The sequence below is a fragment of the Streptomyces sp. NPDC003038 genome (assembly GCF_040611115.1).
GTDB lineage: Bacteria > Actinomycetota > Actinomycetes > Streptomycetales > Streptomycetaceae > Streptomyces.
The window spans coordinates 44,465-65,642 of sequence record NZ_JBEXNN010000024.1; the positions used below are offsets into that span (position 1 = coordinate 44,465).

A 21,178-nucleotide genomic window follows, 5' to 3' on the forward strand; every position below is an offset into this window, starting at 1 on the left:
TCACCAGGCATGGCAGTCATCCACGCGACCACAATGACCCCCGGCAAGCTGGAACTCCTCGCCTCGTGGCTCCCCACGCAGCCGTGGTACCTCGGCGCCGGACGCGCACCGGAATTGAGCAGGGCCGGCGGTTTCCGGCTCGACGACCCGGAGGGGGAGGTGGGAATCGAGTTCATGGTGATCGTGGACGCGGCGGGCGGACAACCGGTCGTCTACCACGTACCGCTCACCTACCGCGCGGCCCCGCTCGACGCGGCGGAGCACGCCCTGGTCGGCACGAGCGAGCACGGCGTGCTCGGTCGCCGCTGGGTGTACGACGGGGCCCACGACCCGATTCTCGTCGCCCAGTTGCTCGCTCTGGTCCAGGGCCGCGCCGAGCCGCAGGACCAGAGTGCGACCGACACCCCCGACCCCTCGGTGACCGCTCACTTCGCCGGGCCCGGCCTCGCGCCCTTCACCGGATCCGAGGCTGTCGGCAACGGGCCGGACGGCACCGACCTCGTCGTGGACACCGCGGCGCCGGAGGGCCCGCAGACCCTCACGGTGACACGCGTCCTGCGGCCGGACCCGCAAGGCGGCGGCGCGTCCCGCCCGGCCGGGACGCGGGGGCACGTGGCCGCCGGCTGGCGCTCTCCGGACGGTGCGCACCACCGCGCCGCGTTCGCGGTCTTGAGGTAGACCGCTTCCGTCCTTTCCAACCTGGTGTGTGTGGGTATGAGGGGGGCGCGCGGAAACGTGAGTGCGCCTCTTCCGGAAGATTTTCGGGGACGGGCGTGCACGTTGGGGCGCTTTTTTCGATGGGGTGGTGCTGAGGAGCGCTCGGCGCTCCACGGCTGCCGGACCTGGGGCAGGCACGCGCTGTACGCACACACCAGTTGGAAGGTCTTTCGCCGACGTGAATGTTGCCGAGAATGTCGCCCTCGCGCTGATAGCCGCCACCACCGCGATCCGCGGCTGCGCCGTTGACGCGCTCAAGGAGGCCACCCGCCCGGCCCGCCCGCGTGACGTGCCCGCCGCCGCCCCCGCGGGCGGAGCCGAGCAGCAGTGGGGGAGCGCATGAGCGAGGGAGAGTTCGACCCGTCGGGGGACCAAGCGGTCTCCAGCGAGCTGGCGGGTGTCCTGCCCGTGGACTTCACCGCCTTCCACTCCCAGCACCACCGCGCCTACTTGCGCTACGCCCACTTACAACTGGGCACGCCCAAAGACGCCGAGGAGGTCGTCGACGACGTCTTCACCTTCCTGCTGACGGTCTGGCCCCACGTCCTCCGGGAAGAGAGCCTGCACGCCTTCGCCTGGGCCGCCCTGCGCGAGCACGTAGAGCGGAGGCTGGCGGTGCTGGACCGGTCGGTGGCCATGGTGGAGACGGCATGGTTCGCGGCGCTGCGCCGGTCCTCGCGGGAACGGCTGGAGCTGCTGGAGTCGAAGCTCGGCCTGTACGCGGCGATCGCGGAGCTGTCCGAGCGGCACTACGACGTGGTGCTGCTGGCCTTCCTGCTGGGCAACGACTACGAAACGGTCGCCCGGATGATGGGGATCGCCCCCGCGACGGTCCGCTCGCACATCCGCGGCGCACGCCGCACCCTGTCCCGCAAGCTCGGGGTGGACTGGACCCCCGGAGAGGAGAAGGACCAGTGAGCGACATGACACGCGAGGGCGACATGCCGCTGTGCGAGCTGGACGCGGCGCTGGAGGACGCGACGGTGCTGGCGGAGGAGTACGCCGGATACGACGAGTACGCGGCCCGCCGCCGGATCGCCCGCCGCGTGGTGGCCGACCGCGCCCGCTCGACGACGACCACGACCTCCAGGACCGCGTTGCCGGTGCCGGGCCAGAGAGTGCCGGCAGCCTCCGATCACCTGGTGCTGGACGCCGCGTGCCACGTACGGGCGGCCAGGAGCCTGGACGACACGGCCCGGTGCCTGGTGGAGAGCAGGGCCTTCGCCCGGCTGGCCCTGGGCGCGGGTTCGTGGCCCCACAGCATGCGATCGGCGTTGCTGTTCGCCAGTCTCCTGCACCTCGCCGGGAAGATGGAGAGCGCACAGTTCTGGTTCCAGTACGCGGCCGGAGCCGACTCGCGGACCGCCGCCCGCTGCCTCTACCTCCACCATCTCGCCCGCGCGGAGATCTCCACCGCCCGGCACTGGAATCGCCAGGCCCGGCTGCTGCCCCCGGATGACGGCCTGCCGGCCCTGCCGGAGATTCCGGAGGACCTCGAAGAAGCCCTCGGCGCCTCCGTCATCTGGACGACCCCACCCCTCACCACCCAGGACCTCACCACCCTCGCGGGCGGCCCCGGCCGGTCCGGGCGCACCGACTACCGGCTTCCCGCGCCGCTGCACCGTGCCGTCACCGCGCGGCTCTCGACGGCAGACCCGGATGTGGGAGAGGTCTTCTGCCCGGGCCCGCAGGTCGCGGTCGCCGTCGCCCAGCACGCACGGCTCAACCCACTGCACCTCACGGAGGAGGCCAACCCATGGGCGCTCAAAGCACTCAAGCCGCCTCACCTGACCCACGCGGCCCGCAGGTCGCCCGAGGGGCAGCCGGCCCCGGCCGCCCTGGAACCCGTACACCAGGCCTTGCGCGTACTGGAGATCATCAACCGCCACTCGGGCGGCGTGAGCCTGACGCAGATCGCCCGTGAGACGAAGCTGCCGCAGCTGGTGCTGGCCCGGGTGATGGAGCAGCTGATCCGGGCCGACCTGGCCACCGCGATCGGGCCGGACGCCTACGTCGCCGGCACGGCCCTGCTGCTGACCGAAGCGGTGAACGAGCACGGGCGCGGGCAGCTTCACGAAGCCCTCGCCTGGGTGAGGGACGCCGTCGGCGCCGCCGTCTACGTCGCCCGGTACACCGACGGAGAGGTTTCCATCACCCAGTACGCGGACGGCCCGGCGACACCGCTGGTGGAGGAGTGGGTGGACTTCCGAGCCGCGGCCCACGCCTCGGCCGTCGGCAAGGCGCTCCTGACCCAGCTCGACTACGACGGCCGCAGGGACCACTTGTCCCGCCACCGGACCGCCCGCCTCACCTCCCACACCATCACCAGTCAGCAGGCCCTCTTCCACCAACTCGACGAACGCCGGCCCAACGCCCCCCTGCTGGACTTGCAGGAGTACGCGCTGGGCACGGTCTGCGCGGCGGTCCCGATCACCGCGGGCCCGAACGCCGAATGCCTGGCCCTGTCCATCCCGGCCCCGGACCCGCACCGCCTCAAGCAGGCCGCCCGGATCCTGCAGAGCGAAGCCGCCGCCGTCCTCCTCGCCCTGGTCGTCGCCGGCAGCCCGAGCACACCACGAAAGGAAGGAACCGTCGAAACGGGCGCCCCACAGCGGGACGAACCCCCGCGGGCCGATGCCACCGGACCGGGAAACGGCATCCTGACCACGACCGCCTAGCACCCGCCACCGGCACCCGCCACGGCTCCCGCGCGCGGGGCGGCGAGTGCGGCGAGCGGTGTACAGGGCCACCGCGACGTTCATGGCCGCCGCTCCGCGGCGGTCGGGTCCGCGGGGTACGGGGCCGTGGAGCGCGCGCCGGCCTCCTGGTCCAGGCGTTCGGCGGCGCGGGCGATGTTGCGGGCCATACCGCCGAAGACCACGGCGTGGAAGGGTGACACGCTCCACCAGTACAGATGCCCGAGCAGGCCGTGGGGGTGGAACAGCGCCCGCTGCCGGTAGCGCGCGCGGGGGCGCGGCTCCGCGACCGTGCCGGTGGCCGGGGCGGGAGCCCGCTCCTGGCCGTGCTCCCGGCCGCCGCCGGGACCCCGGTCCGCACCGGGGTCGGGGTCTTTGCCCGGGCTCCGGTCCCGGCCGCGCTCCGGGTCCGGCTCCGGGTCCGTGTACATCTCCAGCCAGGCCAGGCCCGGCAGCCGCATTTCGGCGCGCAGGCGCAGCAGGCGGCCCGGCTGGATCTCCTCCACCCGCCAGAAGTCCAGTGCATCCCCCACCCGCAGCCGCGCCGCGTCCCGGCGGCCGCGGCGGATGCCGGCACCGCCGACCAGCCGGTCGAGCCAGCCGCGCACGGCCCAGGCCAGCGGGAAGGAGTACCACCCGCTATCCCCGCCGATGCCCTCCACCACCTGCCACAGCGCCGCGGGCGAGGCATCGACGGTCAGCGCGCGCCGGTCGGTGTACAGGCTGCCGCCCGCCCAGTCGGGGTCGGTGGGCAGCGGGTCGCTGGGCGCGCCCGGCAGGGAGGCCGAGGACCAGCGCGTGGTCACCTTCGCCTCCCGCACCCGCTGGAGGGCGAGGGTGAGTGCCTGGTCGAAGCCGAGAGGAGCACCGGGCGGATCGGCCGCGTACCGTGCGATGTCGTGCTCCGCGCAGACCACCTCGTGCCGCAGGGATTCCGCGAGCGGCCGGGCCAGGGACCGGGGTACGGGGGTGACCAGGCCGATCCAGAGACTCGACAGCCGGGGGGTGAGCATCGGGACGCGCAGGATGAGCCGGTGCGGCAGCTGCGCCACGACGGCGTACCGGCGCATCATCTCCTCGTACGTGAGCACGTCCGGCCCGCCGATGTCGAAGGCCCGGTCGACCTCGGGAGGCATGGTCGCGCTTGCGACCAGGTAGCGCAGCACGTCCCGGACGGCGATGGGCTGGCAGCGGGTCCCGACCCAGCTGGGCGTGATCATGACGGGCAGCCGTTCGGTGAGATAGCGCAGCATCTCGAAGGAGGCGGAGCCGGAACCGATGATGACGGCGGCGCGCAGGACGGTGGCCGGCACGGCGCCCGCGAGGAGGATCTCGCCGACCTCGGCGCGGGAGCGCAGGTGCGGGGAGAGGTCCCGGACGGGGATGCCGGCGGGGGTGAGGCCGCCGAGGTAGACGATGCGGCGGACTCCGGCGGCGTGGGCCTGTTCGGCGAAGATGCGGGCGGCGGTGCGATCGCGTTCCTCGAAGCCGGAGCCGGCGCCGAGGGCATGGACGAGGTAGTAGGCGACGTCGATGCCGCGCAGGGCCTCCGCCACCGACCGCGCGTCGGTGGCGTCGCCGCGTACGACGTCGGCGCGCCCGGCCCAGAGGTGGTCGCGCAGCTTCTCGGGCGAGCGGGCCAGGCAGCGGACGCGGTGCCCCGCGGCGAGCAGCTCGGGCACCAGCCGGCCGCCGATGTAGCCGGTGGCTCCGGTGACCAGGCAGTGCAGGCCGGTCATGGCTGTCTCCGCTCCTCGTGGCCCTGTCCGAGACTCCTGTGGGACCCGACGAAGCGGGTCCTCGGTCTCATGGCTCCACGCCCGGCCGGACCGTGCGCGCAGGCGACACCGGCATCCTCATCGCCCGGCCGGCGCGCGGGCCGCCCGAGCGCCGGATCCCCGGTGGCCGGTCTCACGGGCGGCGGCGCGGCGGGCGGAGCGAGCGCAGGGCCGTACGCGCGGCGTTGGCGCCCGGCGCCCCGTGGACCCCGCCTCCCGGGTGCGCCGTGGCGGAGGCCAGGTAGAGGCCGCGTACGGGCGTCTGCGGCCGGCCGGTGCCGGGAAGCGGGCGGAACAGCAACTGCTGGTGCAGGCTGGTGGTGCCCTGGTTGACCGCTCCGCCGGTGAGGGCGGGGTTGAGCCGTTCCAGATCGGGCGGGGCCAGTACGCGCCGCGCCCGGATCGCGCTGCGGAAACCGGGGGCGAGCCGCTCGATCCGGGTCTCCACCCGGGCGGCGATCGCGTCCTTCTCCCGCTCGTCCCACAGCCCGGTGATGCCGTCCTCGCCGGCGTCGCCGAGGATCCTCTGGGGGACGTGCGTGTAGGACCAGGCGGACTCCGTACCGGACGGCGAACGGCTCGGGTCGGCCGTCGTCATCTGGCCGAGGATGACGAAGGGCACATCGGGCACCTTGCTCATGGCCAGCTGCCCCGCGAACCGGGTCAGATCGTCCATCCCGTCCGCCAGGTGAAGGGTTCCGGCACCGTGCGCGCCCTCGGCGTTCCACGGGATCGGGCGCGAGAGGGCCCAATCGATCTTGACGGTCGCCAAGTCCCACTGGAAGCGCCGCAGGTCCGCCCGCACCAAGGGCGGCAGGTGCTCCTCGCCGACGAGACGCTCGTACAGGAGCGGAGCCGGTACGTCGGCCAGTACGGCCCGGCGTACGGGTATCTCGGCCCCGTCCTGGGTCCGCACCGCTACCGCACGGCCGCCCCGGACCACCACCCGGGTCGCCGCCCGGCCGCAGTACAGGACGCCGCCGCGGGCCTCCAGCCGCCGGACGAGCGCCGCGGAGAGCTGTCCCGCACCGCCGACGGGCACGGGGAAGCCGTGCTCCTGCCCGAGCATGCACATGAGCCATCCGAAGCCGCCGCCGAGGGCGGATTCGGGACCGAGGTCCGCGTGGAGCGCATTGCCCGCGATGAGGAGCCGGGCGCCTTCGCCGGCGAACTGCTCCTCGCCGAAGCGGCGCGCGGGCAGCAGCATCGTCCGCGCGAGGCGCAGCCCTTCGGCGGCCCGCAGCCGGGCCGCGAGCCGCAGCCCCGCCCGGACCGGCGGGAACGGCGTGAACAGACACCCGGTCAGGTCGTCGCCGATCCGCCGCCAGAGGCGGTAGAGGCGCTCCCACGCCGCGCCGTCGCCCCGGGCGAAGCGCTCGACCGAAGCGGCCGTGTCCCGGGGATCGCCGGCGAGGACCGCGCACCGTCCGTCGGGCAGCGGGTGGGCGACGACGGCCGGGGCGCGGCTCCACCGCAGCCCCTCGTCCTCCAGCCGGAGCTTCCGGATGACCGGCGAGGCCGCGGCCAGCGGGTAGAACGCGCTGAACAGGTCGTGGACGAAGTCGGGGTCGAGGCCCCGGTCGCTGCGTACGGCTCCTCCCGGTTCGTCCCGGGCTTCCAGGACGACGACGTGCCAGCCCGCGTCGCACAGGATGTTGGCCGCCACCAGACCGTTCGGCCCGGCGCCGACCACGACGGCGTCAGGCGCCGTCACGAGAGCTGTCCTTCCCGGACTCGACCAGGCGGGCGAGACGCGACAGCATGTTGCGGTGGCGCAGCTGGAGGAGGGCGTCGAGCGCGGCGGTGTGCAACGCGGCCGCCGGTCCCCGCAAGGGGTGTTCGTCGACGATGACGAGGGTGTCCTCACCCCAGGGCTTCACCTCGATGGCGATCCGGGCGCTGCCGGCCTTTCCGCTCATGGCCTCCAGCTCCAGACGCCGGCCGGGCTCCAGGATGCGGGCGATGGTACGGCCGGTATAGGTCCACGGCCCGAACTTCAGCTGGTACTTCAACGCGGACCCCTCGCGTGGCCAGCCCCCGTCGTCCTCCCACGAGGCATGGGTCCCGACCACCCAGTCGGCGTACCGTTGGCCGTCGCACAGCACCGCCCACACGTCAGCCGGGGGGCGGCGGATGAGCCGGTGGCGTTCTGCCATGAGAATCTCCCTGTCAGCGGTCCTGTCCTCGATGGGTCTGTACCGGGGGGCGGCTAGCGGCGGCCCCTGCCCTGCGGCAGCCCGGGGGAACGCGCGGTCGCCCGTACGACGAGGGCCGTGGCGCCCCCCGCGGCGGCCGCGGCCGCGCCACGGCGCAGAGCCGTGCGCCAGCCGCTTCCGCGTCCGCCCCGCACCGCCGCATTGCGCGCGGACGGCGTGTACAGCGTTCCGGTGGTCTGCGGCGCGGTGCCCGGGGCGCCGAAGTAGGCGTGCTCGGTGCGCCAGGTGACGGCGCTTCGGACGAGCCGGGGGGCGAGCGCGTAGGCGAGCGCCAGCAAGCGGGTGTACGGGCCGACCAGTACGCGCCGCCTCGGGCGGCGTACCGCGCCGACGACGGCTCGTGCGACCCGCTCCGGAGTGGCGACCGGCGGCATGGAGCGCAGGCGGCGGCCGGTGTGGTTGGCCGCGTTGTGGAAGAAGGGCGTGTCGACCGCGCCCGGCAGCATGCTGCACACCGTGATGCCGTGCGCGCCGATCAGAGACAGTTCCTGGCGCAGCACGTGGTCGAAGGTGGTCAGGGCCGCCTTGGACATCGCGTAGCCCGACATGTACGGAGCCTGGACGGCGCCGCCCAGCATGGAGGCGATGTCGATGAGCAGGCCATGCCCCTGACGGTGCATGACCGGGATGGCGGCGCGGGCCCCGTGCACGGCTCCCAGCAGGTTGACGTCGAGCAGACGGCGCAGCTCGGCGGGGGGCATCTGGTCGAAGCGTCCCAGGATGCCCACGGCTGCCGAGTTCACCCAGACGTCGATCCGGCCGTACCGCGACGTCGCCGCCGCGGCGAGTGCGTGCACGGCCGCGACATCGGTCACGTCGGTGGGCACGGCGAAGCCCTCGGCCTCGCGGTGGGCGGCGCTGCACTGGGCGGCCACGGCGCGCAGCGACTCCTCGCTGCGCGCGGCCAGGACGACCCTCGCTCCGCGCCGCGCGCACGCCAGTGCGGTGGCACGGCCGATCCCGCTCGACGCGCCGGTGATCACGACGACCAGTCCACGCATCCTCATGCGTGGCGTCTCACCTCGATTCCCGACTTCATGCCTGCGAGCGGGGTCGGCTGTGTCCCCGAACCGTCCGGGTGACCGCTCCGCCCCGGCGGACCGGGGCGGAGCGGGGCCGGAACAGGGCCGGAACGGGCCGCGGGGCCGCGGCCCCGCGGCTAGCGCGTCAGCAGTGCGGCCGCCACCGACGGCGGTACCGGTGCGAGCCCCGTCGGCCGGGTCGTGAAGGTGCCCCGGCCCTGGGTCCGGCCGCGCAGCCGGGACGCGTAGCCGAAGAGCTCGGCCAGCGGCACGGCTGCCGTGACCACCGTGGTCCCGGCCTGGGCCGTCGAGCCCGAGACCCGGCCGCGGCGAGCCGCGAGATCACCGAGAACCGCTCCGACACCGTCTTCGGGGACGGTCACCGTGACCTCCACGACCGGCTCCAGAAGCTCCACGGTGCTTGCGCGCAGCGCCTCGCGCAGCGCGAACCGGCCCGCCGCCCGGAACGCAAGCTCCGAGGAGTCCTTGGAGTGGGTCGCCCCGTCGGTGAGCGTGACCCGCAGCCCGGTCACCGGGAAGCCGCCGAGCGGGCCCTCGGTGAGAGCGTCGCGGCAGCCAGCCTCCACGGCGCGTGCGTACTCCTGGGGCACCCGGCCGCCGACCACCGTCGACCGGAACTCGAAGCCCCCCTCCGCCAGTGGCTCGACGTCGAGGACGACGTGCGCGAACTGCCCCGCGCCACCGTCCTGTTTGACATGGCGGTAGACCAGGCCGTTCACACCGCGTACGACGGTCTCCCGGTAGGAGACCTGCGGCCGGCCGACCACGACCTCCAGCCCCTGGGCACGGCGGATCTTCTCCACCGCCACCTCAAGGTGGAGTTCGCCCATCCCCGACAGCACCGTCTGGCCGGTTTCCGCGTCGGACCGCACCGTCAGCGAGGGGTCCTCCTCGGCCAGCCGCGCCAGCGCCGACGCGAGCCGGCCCGTGTCGGTGCCGCGGCGGGCCTCGACCGCCACCGACACCACCGGTTCGGCCACCGACGGCGGTTCGAGCACCAGCGGCGCACCCGGCGCGCACAGGGTCGTGCCCGCCCGGGCGGCCTTCAGCCCGATCACGGCGACGATGTCACCGGCGACCGCCTCCTCCCGTTCCTCGTGCCGGTCGGCCTGCACCCGCAGGATCCGGCCGACCCGCTCCGTACGGCCCGTGCCGGCGTCCAGTACGGTCGCCCCCTTGCGCAGGGTGCCCGCGTAGACCCGCAGGTAGGTGAGGCGCCCCGTCGCCGTCGCCGTCACCTTGAAGGCGAGGGCCGCGAACGGCTCCGCCGGGTCGGGCGCGCGCTCCTGCTCCGCGCCGCCGGCCACCCCGCGTACCGGCGGCATGTCGGCGGGCGACGGCAGGTACGCCAGGACCGCGTCCAGCAGCGGTTCGATCCCGCGGTTGCGATACGCCGAACCGCACAGCACCACCAGGCCGTCCCCGCGCAGGGTCAGCTCCCGCAGGGCGCGGACCAGGGTCCGCCCACTCAGCGCCGACGTCGCGCAGAACTCCTCCAGTGCGTCCGGATGGAGCTCGGCCACCGTCTCCTCCAGGAGCCGGCGGCGCCGGTCCGCCTCGTCCCGCAGCGGCTCCGGGACCGGCCCCGTCTCGTACGTGTCGGAGCCGGCGTGCCACAGCAGCGAACGCATCCCCAGCAGGTCGACGACGCCGGTGAAGCCGTCCTCCCTTCCGACGGGCAGCTGGACCACGAGGGGGACGGCGCCCAGCCGCTCCCGGATCGACGCGACGGCCGTGTCGAGATCGGCGCCCGCACGGTCCAGCTTGTTGACGAAGGCGATCCGCGGGACCCCGTGCCGGTCGGCCTGCCGCCACACCGACTCGCTCTGCGGCTCGACCCCGGCCACGGCATCGAACACCGCGACCGCCCCGTCGAGCACCCGCAGGGACCGCTCGACCTCGTCGGAGAAGTCGACGTGGCCGGGGGTGTCGATCAGGTTGACGCGATGTCCGCCCCACGAGCAGCTCACGGCCGCGGCGAAGATGGTGATGCCGCGGTCGCGTTCCTGGGTGTCGAAGTCGGTGACGGTCGTTCCGTCGTGGACCTCGCCCCGCCGGTGGATGGCACCGGTCGCGAACAGGACGCGTTCGGTGATCGTGGTCTTGCCCGCGTCGACATGGGCGAGGATGCCCAGATTGCGGACGGCGGTGGGGGACGTGGTGGCGAGCGGTCGCTCGTTGGCGCGCATGGCCCGAGGCCTTTCGAGTGCTGAGGAGGAGGGCAGCGCGATTCCCGGGACGGCAGGCCCGCCCGCCCGCCCCGCTCCGCCCTGAGCGGCAGAAGGCCCGGGCAGGCGGCGTACGGGAGCGGAAGGGACGAAACCTACGGAAGGGACGAAACCTCAAGGTGCGTCACAAGGTGCGTCACGGGCCTACGGTGACGGCCGCGCAGCCGGCACCGCACGCGGTGAGACACGGGGATCACGTCGTACCGGGACGGGGGAACGAAGGCGTCGGTGCGGTGGATGCGCATGGCCCGGTTCCCCTTCTCTTCACTCGGCGTCAGGTGCGCGGTGCTCTGTCGGCAGCGCGCTCGGCGAGTCTATGAGCGCGGTCGGCCGGGGGCACGCGATTTTCGGCAGCCGGGGCGGAAGGAGGCCCGACAGCGGCGCGACTGATGGTCTCTCAGACGTCCCGGACGACTTCCGGGAGGCCCCGCCAAGGAGAGGGAAGCGCGACGTGCGCCCCCGTCCGCGACGCCCCTACCGGTGGGAAGCGTCGCGGTCCCGCAGGCCGGAGCCGAACGCCGGGCGACGGTAGGGGAGACGGCTGCTCCCGGGCCGCGCGGATTGAGTACGGTTCGTTCGTGCCCGGCCGGACTGACCACCGTGCTGCTCGATCTCGCCGCGGACAGTGCCGCGTGGCCGTTGCTGCGGGAGTACGGCAGCCTGTCGCGCGTCCCCGTCCCCGTTCCCGTTCCCGTTCCCCTCGCCGTCCCCGGCCCGCGCCGTACGCCCGGCCGCCGCGGCACAGGACCCGCGTCCGCGCATCCACGCGCTGGCCACCTCCGGCCGGCACCTGGAGGCGGCCACGCTCGCGCAGGCGTGGGAGCAGCACGCCCTGCAGCCCTACGGGTACACCTCACCGGAGGCGAGCCACTGGGTGGAGATCCGCGCCGACCTCGCACGGATGGCGGGCGACTTCCGGCTCGCGACCCGGTTGTGGACCGGCGCGGGCCTCACCGGTCTGGCACAGCAGCCACCGGACGTCCCGGAGGTCCAGACCGCAGAAGCCGGCGCCCTGTACTGCTGGAGCCGGCTCAAGGACCAGGCCGCCGCCCTCGAGGCCGGCCCAGAACTCATCCGCCTCCCGCGCGCGCCGCCGTCCCTCGATCCGCCGACTTGAAACTGGCGCAACAGCGACTGGAGTTCCCGCACCGCGCACCGAGCCGGCGTTGAACCGCACCCCGCGCGGGCGCCCCTCACCGCAACCGCACACGGATACCTCCGAATAGAGGAGTCAGCGGCACGCCTTCGGGGGAACCCGCTCGTCCGACCCGAACCCTCCCGGCCTCAGCTGCCGAATGAAAGGGGTGGCGGCCCCTCCCGGGGCCGCGCGGTGATTCACTGCCGCTGCCGTAATGCGAGGAGATGTCACGTGTCGCGTGTTTGGAAGAGTGCGGGTCTTGCCGTGGCGGTCGCCCTGGCGGTCATGAGCGGAGCTTCCGCGGCGTCGGCCGACTCCGGCGCCACGGGGGCCGCGGCCAGCTCCCCGGGTGTCCTGTCGGGCAACCTGCTCCAGGTCCCGATCCACATTCCGATCAACGCCTGCGGAAACAGCGCGAACCTGGGCGGGGCCGGGAACCCGGCCGCCGGCAACATCTGCGTCAACGCCTGAGGCTGAGTCCCGCCTCGTCCCGGACAACGGCCTGACCGGGACGAGGCGACCCCTCCGGGTGGAGCCCCGCGCCCGGCTAGAGGTCGATCCAGTAACGCCGCTTGGGACCGATCAGGGTCTCGCGGACATCCTCCAGTACGCCGCCGCCGCGTTCGATCGTGCGTACCGATGCCTTGTTGTCCGGGGCGCAGGTCAGGAGGACCCTGTCCATTCCCATGACCCGTGCCTCGTGCAGAACCGCGGTCAGGGCCCAGGTGGCCAGCCCGCGCCGGCGCGCCGAGGGCCGGACGCTGTAGCCGATGTGGCCGCCCGCGTCGAGCAGGAACGCGTTCAGGTAGTGCCGCAGGTCGATCGCGCCCAGATACGTGTCACCCTCGGCGATCCACCAGTACGTCGCGTGGACCCGCCCCTGCTCCACCGGCCGCGTACGGTCCGCGTACCCGCGCAGCCGCTCCACCCAGGCAGCGAACCCCTCCGGGCTGTCCACGTCGTCGTGGGAGCCGAGGCCGGCTCCGTCCATGTGGGCGTCGGAACCCCATTCCTCGCGGGAGGCGAGCCAGGAGGCCTGGAGCCGGGGGGTGGGTGTGATGAGCTCGGGCATACGCCGGACGATAACAGCCGGGTCATCCGGCCGGCCGGGTGCCGGCCTGGAGGCATGCGCATCGAGCCGCCTCCTCCATCGGCGCGGTGACCACCGAGGCCACCCGCTCCTGCGAGAAGTCCGCCCGGTGCCGCCCGGTGCCCGCGGCCAGGGAGAACGGGCGGCCACCGCGATTACTTCCCCACCCGGCGGGCAGGCGGAGGGAGCGCCGTGCGTCCACGGTCGATGCCGGGCGGGAAGGAACCTCCGCGGGAATGCCCGGGCACCGGCCGGAACGGCGGCGCGCTCACGAAGGGCACGGAGGAGAGGGTGGTATCGATGGACGCACGCGCGGACACCAACGGTGATCGCCCGGCCTCCGCGCCCACGGAGTACGACGCCGAACCCTTCGTGCCCCGCGGAGGTGGAATGGAGAACCTCCGGCGAGCCGCCGCTTCGTGCCGCGGCTGCCCGCTGTTCGCGGACGCGACACAGACGGTCTTCGGAGCGGGCCCGGCCGGGGCCCGCCTCGTTCTCGTCGGGGAGCAGCCCGGAGACCAGGAGGACCGCCGGGGCGAACCCTTCGTCGGGCCTGCCGGAGCGCTCCTGCACAAGGCGCTGAGCGAGGCGGGCATCGATGACGAGCCCGTGTACTTCACCAACGCCGTCAAGCATTTCAAGCACACGGTCGCCGAACGCGGCAAACGCCGCATCCACAAGACGCCGAGCCTGCGCGAGATGAAAGCCTGCCGGCCCTGGCTCGCCGCGGAACTCCGGGTCATCGACCCCGATCTGGTCGTCGCCCTCGGCGGCACGGCCGGAAAGGCGCTCCTGGGAAGCTCCTTCCGGGTGAACGAGCAGCGCGGCGTACTGCTGCCCATGCCCGCGCCGGACGCCCTGGGCGGGACCACGGCCGCGACCGAGCCGGGACACGCGCAACTGCTCGCGACCGTGCATCCCTCCGCCGTCCTGCGCGCTCCCGACCGGGAGTCTGCCTATCAGGGCCTGCTCGCGGACCTGCGCGTCGCCGCGACGGCGCTGACTTGAGCCGCATGCTTTCGGGAGGCGGCGTGGGTGAACGATCGCGGGCTCTGCGCCATTTCGTGCGCCGGCATCGGGAGCCCGCCGTCGCCCAGGCGATCCGGTCCACGGCCGCCGCCGTCGTCTCGTACGTCGTCGCGCTCCAACTGAGCAGCGAGCCCGCTCCCCTCACCGCTCCCCTCACCGCCCTGCTCGTGGTGCAGGTGACGCTGTACACCACGCTCACCACGAGTGTCCGGCGCGTCAACTCGGTGGTCGCCGGAGTCCTGCTCGCGATCGGTTTCAGTGCCCTGGTGGGGCTGACCTGGTGGAGCCTGGGCCTGATCATCCTCGCCTCCCTGGTGATCGGCCGGGTCGTGAAGGCGGGCGAGTTCGTCCCCGAAGTCGCGATCAGCGCGATGCTGGTGCTCGGCGTGACCAGAGTGGCGGACACGGCGTGGGACCGGGTACTGGAGACGCTGATCGGCGCCGCGGTCGGTCTTCTGTTCAACGTGCTGTTCGTTCCGCCCGTCTGGGTGCAGCCCGCCAGCGATGCCATCACCGACCTCGCCGAGCGCATGCAGACCCTGCTGCTGCACATCAGCACCGCACTGGGCGGCCGTACGACGGTCGAGGAGGCGGCCGCCCGGCTGCACGAGGCACGCCGGCTCGACAACGACATCGCCCAGGTCGACGGCGCGCTTCGACAGGCGGAGGACAGCCTGCGCCTCAATCCCCGGGTGCGCGAGGGCACCCTGTTCCGTCTGGTGCTGCGCACGGGGCTCGACACCTTGGAGATCTGCGCCGTGGTCCTGCGGGTGTCCTGCCGGACGCTGACCGATCTGGCGAAAGTGCGGGCGGAGGAGGAGCCTCTCCTGCCCCACCCGGTCACCAGTGCCCTGCAGGACCTCTACGGACATACGGCCATCGCCGTCGAGTCCTTCGCCGAACTGATCACCGCGCAGGTCAGCGCCAACGCCGAAGAGGCCGAAGCCCGGCTGACCGAGGAACTGCACACGGCGCGCGTGAGCCGCAACCGCCTCGCCGACCTGCTCCTGGAGCAGGTACGGGACCACCCGGGGGAGTGGCATCTGTACGGGGCGCTGCTCGCCGAAGCGGACCGCGTCCTGGACGAGCTGGGCGTGGAGAAGCGTTCCGAACGGCTGCTGGAGGAGCTCGACCGGCACTCCCGCACGCAGCGCGAACGCTATCCGCGACTGCACCGCATGGGCGAGCGCGTGCGCCGCACGCCCGTCGTGGCGCGTGCCTCGGGCGGGAAGAAGGCCGGGCGCTGGTGAGGTCTGCCCGGGGCCGGCCCGTACTCCGCCAAGCACAGCCTCCGCCAAGCACAGCGCTCCCGTCGGCTTCCGCCGCATGATCCAGGAGCGGGCCGAACGCGAACGCCATCGCGTCGCGCCGCGCCGCGTCGCAGTGCAACCCTCCCACGGGCTGCCTGAATAGGGCGCCGGGGCAGGGGAAGGGGCGCAGTGCGGACGGTGGGCGGCCGCCCGCGGCCGAAGTCCGCCCTCACCTCAAGGAGAACACCATGGCTCAGAAGATTCGAGAGATCATGACCGAGCGTCTGGTCACCGTCGGCGAGGGGACCTCCGTCCACGATGCCGCACGCCGTATGCGCGACGAGGACATCGGCGACGTGCTGGTCACCGACGACGGCCGGCTGCGCGGTCTGGTCACCGACCGGGACCTGGTCGTTCGCGCCCTCGCCGAAGGCAAGGACCCCGAGAACACGACCGTCGGCGAGATCTGCAGCGCGGAGATCGTCAGCGTCGGCCCCGACGACGACGTGGGCCGGGCCGTCGACCTGATGCGCGACCACTCGCTGCGCAGGCTGCCCGTCGTCGAGAAGGACCGCGCCGTCGGCATCGTCTCCATCGGTGACCTCGCCATCGAGCGCGACGAGACGTCCGCGCTCGCGGACATCAGCGCCGCCGAATCCAACACCTGACCTGTTGGCCCGGGTCGGCTGCCCTGTGGCGCGGGCCGTAGCGCCGGCACCGTGCCGCAGGGCAGGAGTGGGGTCAGGACGGTGAGGAGGCCGTCCCCTGGAGGAGCTCCCGGAGCTGCTCGTGGTGGAGGTCGGCCACGGGAGCGAGGAGGTCGGGGTGGCGGAGCAGTGCGGCCGCCTGCCAGTCGTTCTCGTTCGGATGGGTCAGGCGGCGGAAGTCGACCGGTTCACCCGTCGCGCGCTCCGTCTTCGGGAGGGCCGTCAGGGCCGCGGTCACCAGGGCGGGCGTGCCCAGCAGGCAAGCGGCCCAGCTCGCGACGACCTCGTCGACCCAGCTGCGCCACGGGTGCAGGTGCGGGTCGTCCGAGCCCTCGGCCTCAGAGCCGGTGATCCAGTCGAGCCGCGCGGAGCCGCCGGGCCCTGAGAGGCTCACCAGCTGCGCGTCCAGCTCCGTGGGGTACCGCAGCCACGCGGCGACGGTGACGGCCTGGCGGGCTTGCGCCTCCGCCAGGCCGCGCTGGAGCGCGCCACCGGCGGAGGGATAGGCGTGGGTGAGCCACTGGGCCGTCGCGGCTATGAGCGAGGAGAGGGACGAGTCTGCGGACACGGTGGCCAATTCGGAGTAAGAGGGAGGGGCGAATGGGGGAGGACGGGACTCTATCGCCTCAGGGCCATTCGCGGAATGGGCCAGGTCACAGTGGGTGGAGAACGGCGGGGAAGCCGACACGCTGGGTGGAGGAGAAGCACGCTGCGTATGCGTCGCGGGTTTCACTGAGACCGCAGCATTTCGGAACACATTTCGGAGAAGGGATTCCCCCCATGGGGCACGGCGGCGACGTGATCGCGGAATTGATGACCGACCACCAAGAGGTCGAGGAGCTTTTCGCCAATATCGAGGAACTGCCCTCCGGTGATCCCCGGCGAAAGCAGTACGCGGACCAGGTGACCATGGAACTCGTCCGGCACTCGGTCGCCGAGGAGGCGTACCTGTATCCCGCCGCACGCGAGCACCTCGCGAACGGCGACAGCATCGCGGACAAGGAACTGGAAGACCACGCCGCGGCAGAGCGCACCATGAAGGAACTCGAAGGGTGCGAGGCCGACGACCCCCGGTTCGATGAGCTCGTCATGCAGCTCATGACGGAGATCCGGGCGCACGTGGCCGACGAGGAGAACGATCTCTTCCCGCGTTTGCGGGGCGCGTGTTCCCCCGAAGTGCTGGAGAGTCTCGGAGACAAGGTGCGCCAGGCGAAGAAGACGGCGCCCACGCGTCCGCACCCGTCCGCTCCGGACAAGCCGCCGGCCAACAAGCTCCTGGCCCCGGGGGTCGGGCTCGTGGACCGCCTGCGTGACGCGATGACCGGCCGGGGCAAAGAGCCTTCCTGATCAGACGGCCCCCACGACGGCGGGCGGCTTCGAGTCTTCTTCGTGTCTTCGACGGGAGGGTGGCACCCGCGGAACGGGTGTCACCGCCTGTCTCTCCCGTCAGGAGGTGGGAGGCCGCGTCACCCGTCAGGGGGTGCGCTGGATGGGACCCCACCGGCCCGGCTGTCTCGTGATCTCCCTGGTGGCTTCCTCGATGACGCTGAGCTCGATCCAGGCGAGGGGTTCCACGTCACTGACGAGGGGCTCGTTGTCCGGGCCTCGGCCCACCTCGGTGCCCTTCAGCAGCCACGGCCGCACGTCGTTCCCGCGGAGCCGGGGGAGATGGCTGTAGTCGTGCAGACGCCGCGCGACCCAGATCCGGACCGGTCGGTGTCCCCACCAGGGTTCCACGGCGAGGGGGTTGGCCGAGAGGCCGGGCAGCGGGGTGCCGGTGAGTTCGTCCGAACTGGAAGCCGTACGCGATGGCGTACCCGAGCCCCTGCCCGAGTCCCTGCCGGAGACCGAGTCGGTGTCCGAAGCCATGCCGAGGTCGGTATGGGGGCCGCGTGACCAGCGTACGTACACCTGTGCGGTGTCGGTCAGCTGTTCGGCGACCTCGTCCAGGCTCCTGAGAGTCGGGAGCGGCGCGTCCCCATCCACCTGGTCCTCCTGGGTAGTGCTTCGAGCCTGCCGGAAGGGCATCTCGCGGCGCGTGGCGTCAGCGGGCGCCTGCCCATGCGGGCCGCGCTCCTAACGTCGGCAGTCTGCCGCGGTCCCCTTCGGAGCGTCACCGTTCATGGGTTCGGCTCCGAGGTCCGGTTCAGGGATCCGGTTCAGGGGTCCCGGGTCGGGGCAGGCGTGCCCATGGCCCAGCGGATGGTCGCGGTCATCGCGTGGCCCGCGGGCCGCACGCACACCTTCTCCACGGCCGGCAGCCAGGGCAGCCCGAGCTCCGAGCGGGCCCAGGGGGGAAGCATGCCGACCGCGTTCGCGGCGAGGACGGCATAGGGCGCGCGAGCGACGAGGGGGAGGGGCGGGTGGAGCAGGATGAAGTGCGCGGCGGCCCGCGCTTCGGGTGTGCCGCGCAGTTCCGGCCGGTACGCGGCCAGCCGCTCGGCGAGATCCGCCCGGTCGAGGGGCGGATCCGGCACACCGAGAGCGGCGGCCACCCGAGCGGTGTCGGCGATGTACGCGTCACAGCCGGCTCCGTCGAGCGGATGGGCGCCGAACCGCTGGTGGGCCCGCAGGAAACTGTCGATCTCGGCGATGTGGACCCAGGCCAGAAGGTGCGGGTCACCGGCGTGGTAGGGCTCCCCGGTGGCGGTGGTACCGCGTACACGGTCGTGAACGGCCCGTACGTGATCGACCGCCTGCTGGGCGTGCTCGGCGGTCCCGTACGTCGTGACGGCGAGGAAGGTACTCGTGCGGTGCAGCCGCCCCCACGGGTCCCCGCGGTAGCCGGAGTGGGCCGACACCGCGGCCATGGCCAGCGGGTGCAGGGACTGGAGCAGCAGCGCCCGCAGTCCTCCGATGAACATCGAGGCGTCGCCGTGGACGCGGCGGACGGGCCGCTCGGGGCCGAACCAGCGCGGCCCGGCAGTGCCGTGGATGCGGGCCCGGTTGGCCGGCCCCGCATCCCCGGCGACGCGATGGAACAGACTGCGGCCGAGTTGTTCCCGCAGCCCGGCCAGCACAGGTGCGGACGACGCTGCCATCCCTCCATTGTGGTCTGCGGCCCGGCTCCTGTCAGCAGTGCGAGGTGCCGGACGGTCGGTCCGCGGGGGCGGCCTACGGCGCAGTGGCGTAACCCGGCGTGCCCGCCCGCGCCGGGGTCCTCACAGTGGAGGGCAAGAGCGGCGGCACCGCAGTGGAGCACTGCGCCGGCCACCGCCGGACCGAGGAAAGGCACAGCGGCATGGGCGGCGCGGTATATGGGAACCTCCACGGCAAGCAGGCACTGGTGACCGGTGGAGCGCGGGGCCTGGGCGCCGCCATCTCGCGGAGGCTGGCCGACGCCGGCGCCTCCGTTCTGGTGGCGGACGTACGGGAGGACCTGGCGGAGGAGCTGTGTGCCGGGCTGATGGCAGCCGGAGGCAAGGCGCGCTTCGTCGCGATGGACGTCTGCGACGCGGGGGCGGTCGCCGCCGTCCTGCGGGAGATCGAGGAGGACGGCCAGAGGGTGGACATCCTCGTCAACAACGCGGCCGTCGACGTCTCCAAGTCGGTCGAGCACCTGACGGCCGAGGAAGTCACACGGGTGGTGACCACGAACCTCCTGGGACCGATGTACCTGTGCCTGGAGACCTACCGCCGGATGATCCGCCAGGGCGGAGGCCACATCGTCAACATCCTGTCGACGGCCGCGAACCGGACGTGGACCGAGGCCGGTCCCTACTCGGCGAGCAAATCGGGACTGCGAGCCTTCACGCACACCCTGTTCAAGGAGGCGCAGCGGGACTGCCCGGGCATCGGCGTCACGGGCATCATCGCCGGCGGCATGGAGACGGCGTTCATCCTCGAACGCTTTCCCGACGCCGACGTCTCCATGCTGCAGAGCCCCGAGATCGTGGCGGACACGGTGCTGTACGCCCTCTCCGTGCCGGCGGGCAGCGCGGTGTCCGAACTGGTGGTCGTCCCCCGGCGGGAGCCGTCCTGGCCCTGAAACCGCCACCGCCACCATCCGGCGGTCTCACGCTCCGTGATTCACCGCAATGCCGTATCCCCGCGTGCCGCGGGGAGCGGGCCGACGGAGGCTGAGCGCATCCAAAGCTCCGCTCACCGCTCTTCGCCCCCGTAGGCACCACCCGTAGCACCACCCGTAGACACCACCCCGTAGGCACCACCCCGCAGACACCCCCCGCAGGCACCACCTCGGGCGGCTCCACCGGCGGACGGGCACGCCGGAGCGGGAAGGAACGGTCATCCGATGCCCGACCTGTCAGAGGAGATCCCCATGGACAGAACAGCCCCACGCCGCTGGGAGCACGCGGTCGTCACCGGCGGTGCCGGTTTCGTCGGCTCCCACCTGTGCACCGCCCTGATGGACGCGGGTACGGACGTCACCTGCCTGGACGACTTCAGCACCGGTCGCCCGGAGAACATCGCGGCCCTGCTGGACCGGCCGGGCTTCGTCTTCCACGAGGCCGACGTCTCCCAGCCCTTCACGGTCGAGCGGCCGCCCGATCTCGTACTGCACTTCGCCTCGCCGGCCTCACCCGCCGACTATCTGCGGCTGCCCCTGCACACGCTGGAGACGGGCAGCCTCGGTACCCGCAACGCGCTGTCGCTGGCCCACAAAGCAGGCGCCCGCTTCATACTCGCGTCCACGTCCGAGGTGTACGGCGACCCGCACGAGCACCCGCAGAACGAACGCTACTGGGGCAACGTCAACCCGGTCGGCCCGCGCAGCGTGTACGACGAGGCGAAGCGCTTCGGTGAGGCGCTGACCACGGCCGACGCCGGCGCGCACGGTACCGACACCGGCATCGTGCGCCTGTTCAACACCTATGGTCCGCGGATGCGCGGCTACGACGGCCGTGCCGTGCCGACCTTCATCCGGCAGGCACTGGCCGGCGAGCCCCTCACCGTCACCGGCGACGGCCTCCAGACCCGATCGCTGTGCTACGTCGACGACACGGTACGCGGCATCCTCGCCGCGGCGGCCCACGGGATGCGCGGCCCCGTCAACATCGGCAACCCGAACGAGATCACGATGCTGGAACTGGCCCGATGGGTCATCGACCTGACCGGTTCCCGTTCCGAGATCCGTTTCGTCGAGCGGCCGACGGACGACCCGGCGGTGCGCTGTCCGGACATCACGCTGGCGCACGACAAGCTCCAGTGGGAACCGACGGTGACGGCCGAAGAGGGACTGCGGCGGACCATCGCCTGGTTCCGCGCGCACCCGGACAGCTGATCCACGGCTGTCACGGCCGAACGCCCTCGCGGTGCCCGCCGGCA

At 72.8% G+C, this 21,178-nt stretch carries 20 protein-coding genes and 1 pseudogene; 12 read left to right on the top strand and 9 right to left on the bottom strand.

Going from position 1 to position 21,178, the window contains the following annotated elements; all coding sequences use genetic code 11:
• Positions 1 to 9 precede the first annotated feature (9 nt).
• The 4 genes and pseudogenes from ABZX75_RS25505 to ABZX75_RS25520 form a co-directional block, all read left to right on the top strand.
• On the top strand, positions 10 to 678 hold the full coding sequence (locus ABZX75_RS25505; protein ID WP_355414365.1) for a 1,4-alpha-glucan branching protein: 669 nt from the start codon (positions 10 to 12) through the stop codon (positions 676 to 678).
• A 217-nt stretch (positions 679 to 895) separates the two neighbouring features.
• Complete coding sequence (locus tag ABZX75_RS25510; protein ID WP_355414367.1) at positions 896 to 1,060, top strand: hypothetical protein; 165 nt, start codon at positions 896 to 898, stop codon at positions 1,058 to 1,060.
• Positions 1,057 to 1,635 carry a sigma-70 family RNA polymerase sigma factor gene (locus ABZX75_RS25515; protein ID WP_355414369.1) on the top strand — a complete coding sequence of 193 codons (579 nt, stop codon included), beginning with the start codon at positions 1,057 to 1,059 and terminating at the stop codon, positions 1,633 to 1,635. Before ABZX75_RS25510 ends, ABZX75_RS25515 begins: the two co-directional genes overlap by 4 nt.
• Before the next feature lie 920 nt (positions 1,636 to 2,555).
• A pseudogene (locus ABZX75_RS25520) lies at positions 2,556 to 3,272 on the top strand (IclR family transcriptional regulator C-terminal domain-containing protein); the annotation flags it as partial.
• Between the two features lie 203 nt (positions 3,273 to 3,475).
• Here ABZX75_RS25520 and ABZX75_RS25525 read toward each other — a convergent pair.
• The 5 genes from ABZX75_RS25525 to fusA form a co-directional block, all read right to left on the bottom strand.
• The gene (locus ABZX75_RS25525; RefSeq protein ID WP_355414371.1) at positions 3,476 to 5,152 is read right to left on the bottom strand and encodes an SDR family oxidoreductase; all 1,677 of its coding nucleotides are present in this window, start codon (positions 5,150 to 5,152) and stop codon (positions 3,476 to 3,478) included.
• 172 nt (positions 5,153 to 5,324) lie between these two features.
• The gene (locus ABZX75_RS25530) at positions 5,325 to 6,905 is read right to left on the bottom strand and encodes an NAD(P)/FAD-dependent oxidoreductase (RefSeq protein WP_355414373.1); all 1,581 of its coding nucleotides are present in this window, start codon (positions 6,903 to 6,905) and stop codon (positions 5,325 to 5,327) included.
• Positions 6,892 to 7,347: an SRPBCC family protein gene (locus ABZX75_RS25535; protein WP_355414376.1), complete on the bottom strand. Its 456-nt coding sequence runs from the start codon at positions 7,345 to 7,347 to the stop codon at positions 6,892 to 6,894. The genes ABZX75_RS25530 and ABZX75_RS25535 overlap by 14 nt, the downstream gene beginning before the upstream one ends.
• Positions 7,348 to 7,400: 53 nt before the next feature.
• Positions 7,401 to 8,414 (bottom strand): SDR family NAD(P)-dependent oxidoreductase, encoded by a 1,014-nt coding sequence (locus ABZX75_RS25540; RefSeq protein ID WP_355414378.1) that lies wholly within the window; start codon positions 8,412 to 8,414, stop codon positions 7,401 to 7,403.
• Between the two features lie 152 nt (positions 8,415 to 8,566).
• On the bottom strand, positions 8,567 to 10,639 hold the full coding sequence (fusA, locus tag ABZX75_RS25545) for an elongation factor G (RefSeq protein ID WP_355414380.1): 2,073 nt from the start codon (positions 10,637 to 10,639) through the stop codon (positions 8,567 to 8,569).
• 664 nt (positions 10,640 to 11,303) lie between these two features.
• On the opposite strand from fusA, the gene ABZX75_RS25550 reads away from it, so the two are divergent.
• A complete protein-coding gene (locus tag ABZX75_RS25550) occupies positions 11,304 to 11,795 on the top strand; it encodes a hypothetical protein (protein WP_355414382.1) in 492 nt (163 codons plus the stop codon).
• Positions 11,796 to 12,101: 306 nt separating this feature from the next.
• Complete coding sequence (locus ABZX75_RS25555) at positions 12,102 to 12,287, top strand: chaplin (protein ID WP_355414384.1); 186 nt, start codon at positions 12,102 to 12,104, stop codon at positions 12,285 to 12,287.
• Between the two features lie 76 nt (positions 12,288 to 12,363).
• Here the strand turns inward: ABZX75_RS25555 and ABZX75_RS25560 are convergent, their stop codons facing one another.
• Positions 12,364 to 12,888, bottom strand: coding sequence for a GNAT family N-acetyltransferase (locus tag ABZX75_RS25560; RefSeq protein WP_355414386.1), 525 nt, complete (start codon positions 12,886 to 12,888; stop codon positions 12,364 to 12,366).
• A gap of 225 nt (positions 12,889 to 13,113) precedes the next feature.
• Here ABZX75_RS25560 and ABZX75_RS25565 point away from each other — a divergent pair, with 225 nt between their 5' ends.
• From ABZX75_RS25565 to ABZX75_RS25575, 3 genes are all read left to right on the top strand, one after another.
• Positions 13,114 to 13,914: a UdgX family uracil-DNA binding protein gene (locus tag ABZX75_RS25565; protein WP_355414448.1), complete on the top strand. Its 801-nt coding sequence runs from the start codon at positions 13,114 to 13,116 to the stop codon at positions 13,912 to 13,914.
• Between the two features lie 23 nt (positions 13,915 to 13,937).
• Positions 13,938 to 15,185: an FUSC family protein gene (locus ABZX75_RS25570; protein ID WP_355414388.1), complete on the top strand. Its 1,248-nt coding sequence runs from the start codon at positions 13,938 to 13,940 to the stop codon at positions 15,183 to 15,185.
• 248 nt (positions 15,186 to 15,433) lie between these two features.
• Positions 15,434 to 15,853 carry a CBS domain-containing protein gene (locus ABZX75_RS25575; protein WP_355414390.1) on the top strand — a complete coding sequence of 140 codons (420 nt, stop codon included), beginning with the start codon at positions 15,434 to 15,436 and terminating at the stop codon, positions 15,851 to 15,853.
• 73 nt (positions 15,854 to 15,926) lie between these two features.
• On the opposite strand, the gene ABZX75_RS25580 is transcribed toward ABZX75_RS25575, so the two are convergent.
• Positions 15,927 to 16,460 carry a hypothetical protein gene (locus ABZX75_RS25580; RefSeq protein WP_355414392.1) on the bottom strand — a complete coding sequence of 178 codons (534 nt, stop codon included), beginning with the start codon at positions 16,458 to 16,460 and terminating at the stop codon, positions 15,927 to 15,929.
• Between the two features lie 212 nt (positions 16,461 to 16,672).
• On the opposite strand from ABZX75_RS25580, the gene ABZX75_RS25585 reads away from it, so the two are divergent.
• Positions 16,673 to 17,239: a hemerythrin domain-containing protein gene (locus ABZX75_RS25585; protein ID WP_355414394.1), complete on the top strand. Its 567-nt coding sequence runs from the start codon at positions 16,673 to 16,675 to the stop codon at positions 17,237 to 17,239.
• A 126-nt stretch (positions 17,240 to 17,365) separates the two neighbouring features.
• Here the strand turns inward: ABZX75_RS25585 and ABZX75_RS25590 are convergent, their stop codons facing one another.
• Both ABZX75_RS25590 and ABZX75_RS25595 read right to left on the bottom strand, forming a co-directional pair.
• Positions 17,366 to 17,878 (bottom strand): DUF6098 family protein, encoded by a 513-nt coding sequence (locus ABZX75_RS25590; RefSeq protein WP_355414396.1) that lies wholly within the window; start codon positions 17,876 to 17,878, stop codon positions 17,366 to 17,368.
• A gap of 173 nt (positions 17,879 to 18,051) precedes the next feature.
• Positions 18,052 to 18,933: an oxygenase MpaB family protein gene (locus tag ABZX75_RS25595; RefSeq protein WP_355414398.1), complete on the bottom strand. Its 882-nt coding sequence runs from the start codon at positions 18,931 to 18,933 to the stop codon at positions 18,052 to 18,054.
• A gap of 98 nt (positions 18,934 to 19,031) precedes the next feature.
• On the opposite strand from ABZX75_RS25595, the gene ABZX75_RS25600 reads away from it, so the two are divergent.
• Together ABZX75_RS25600 and ABZX75_RS25605 are read left to right on the top strand one after the other, a co-directional pair.
• The gene (locus tag ABZX75_RS25600; protein ID WP_355414400.1) at positions 19,032 to 19,880 is read left to right on the top strand and encodes an SDR family oxidoreductase; all 849 of its coding nucleotides are present in this window, start codon (positions 19,032 to 19,034) and stop codon (positions 19,878 to 19,880) included.
• Positions 19,881 to 20,171: 291 nt separating this feature from the next.
• Positions 20,172 to 21,134 (top strand): NAD-dependent epimerase/dehydratase family protein, encoded by a 963-nt coding sequence (locus ABZX75_RS25605; protein ID WP_355414450.1) that lies wholly within the window; start codon positions 20,172 to 20,174, stop codon positions 21,132 to 21,134.
• The last annotated feature ends 44 nt before the right edge of the window (positions 21,135 to 21,178 follow it).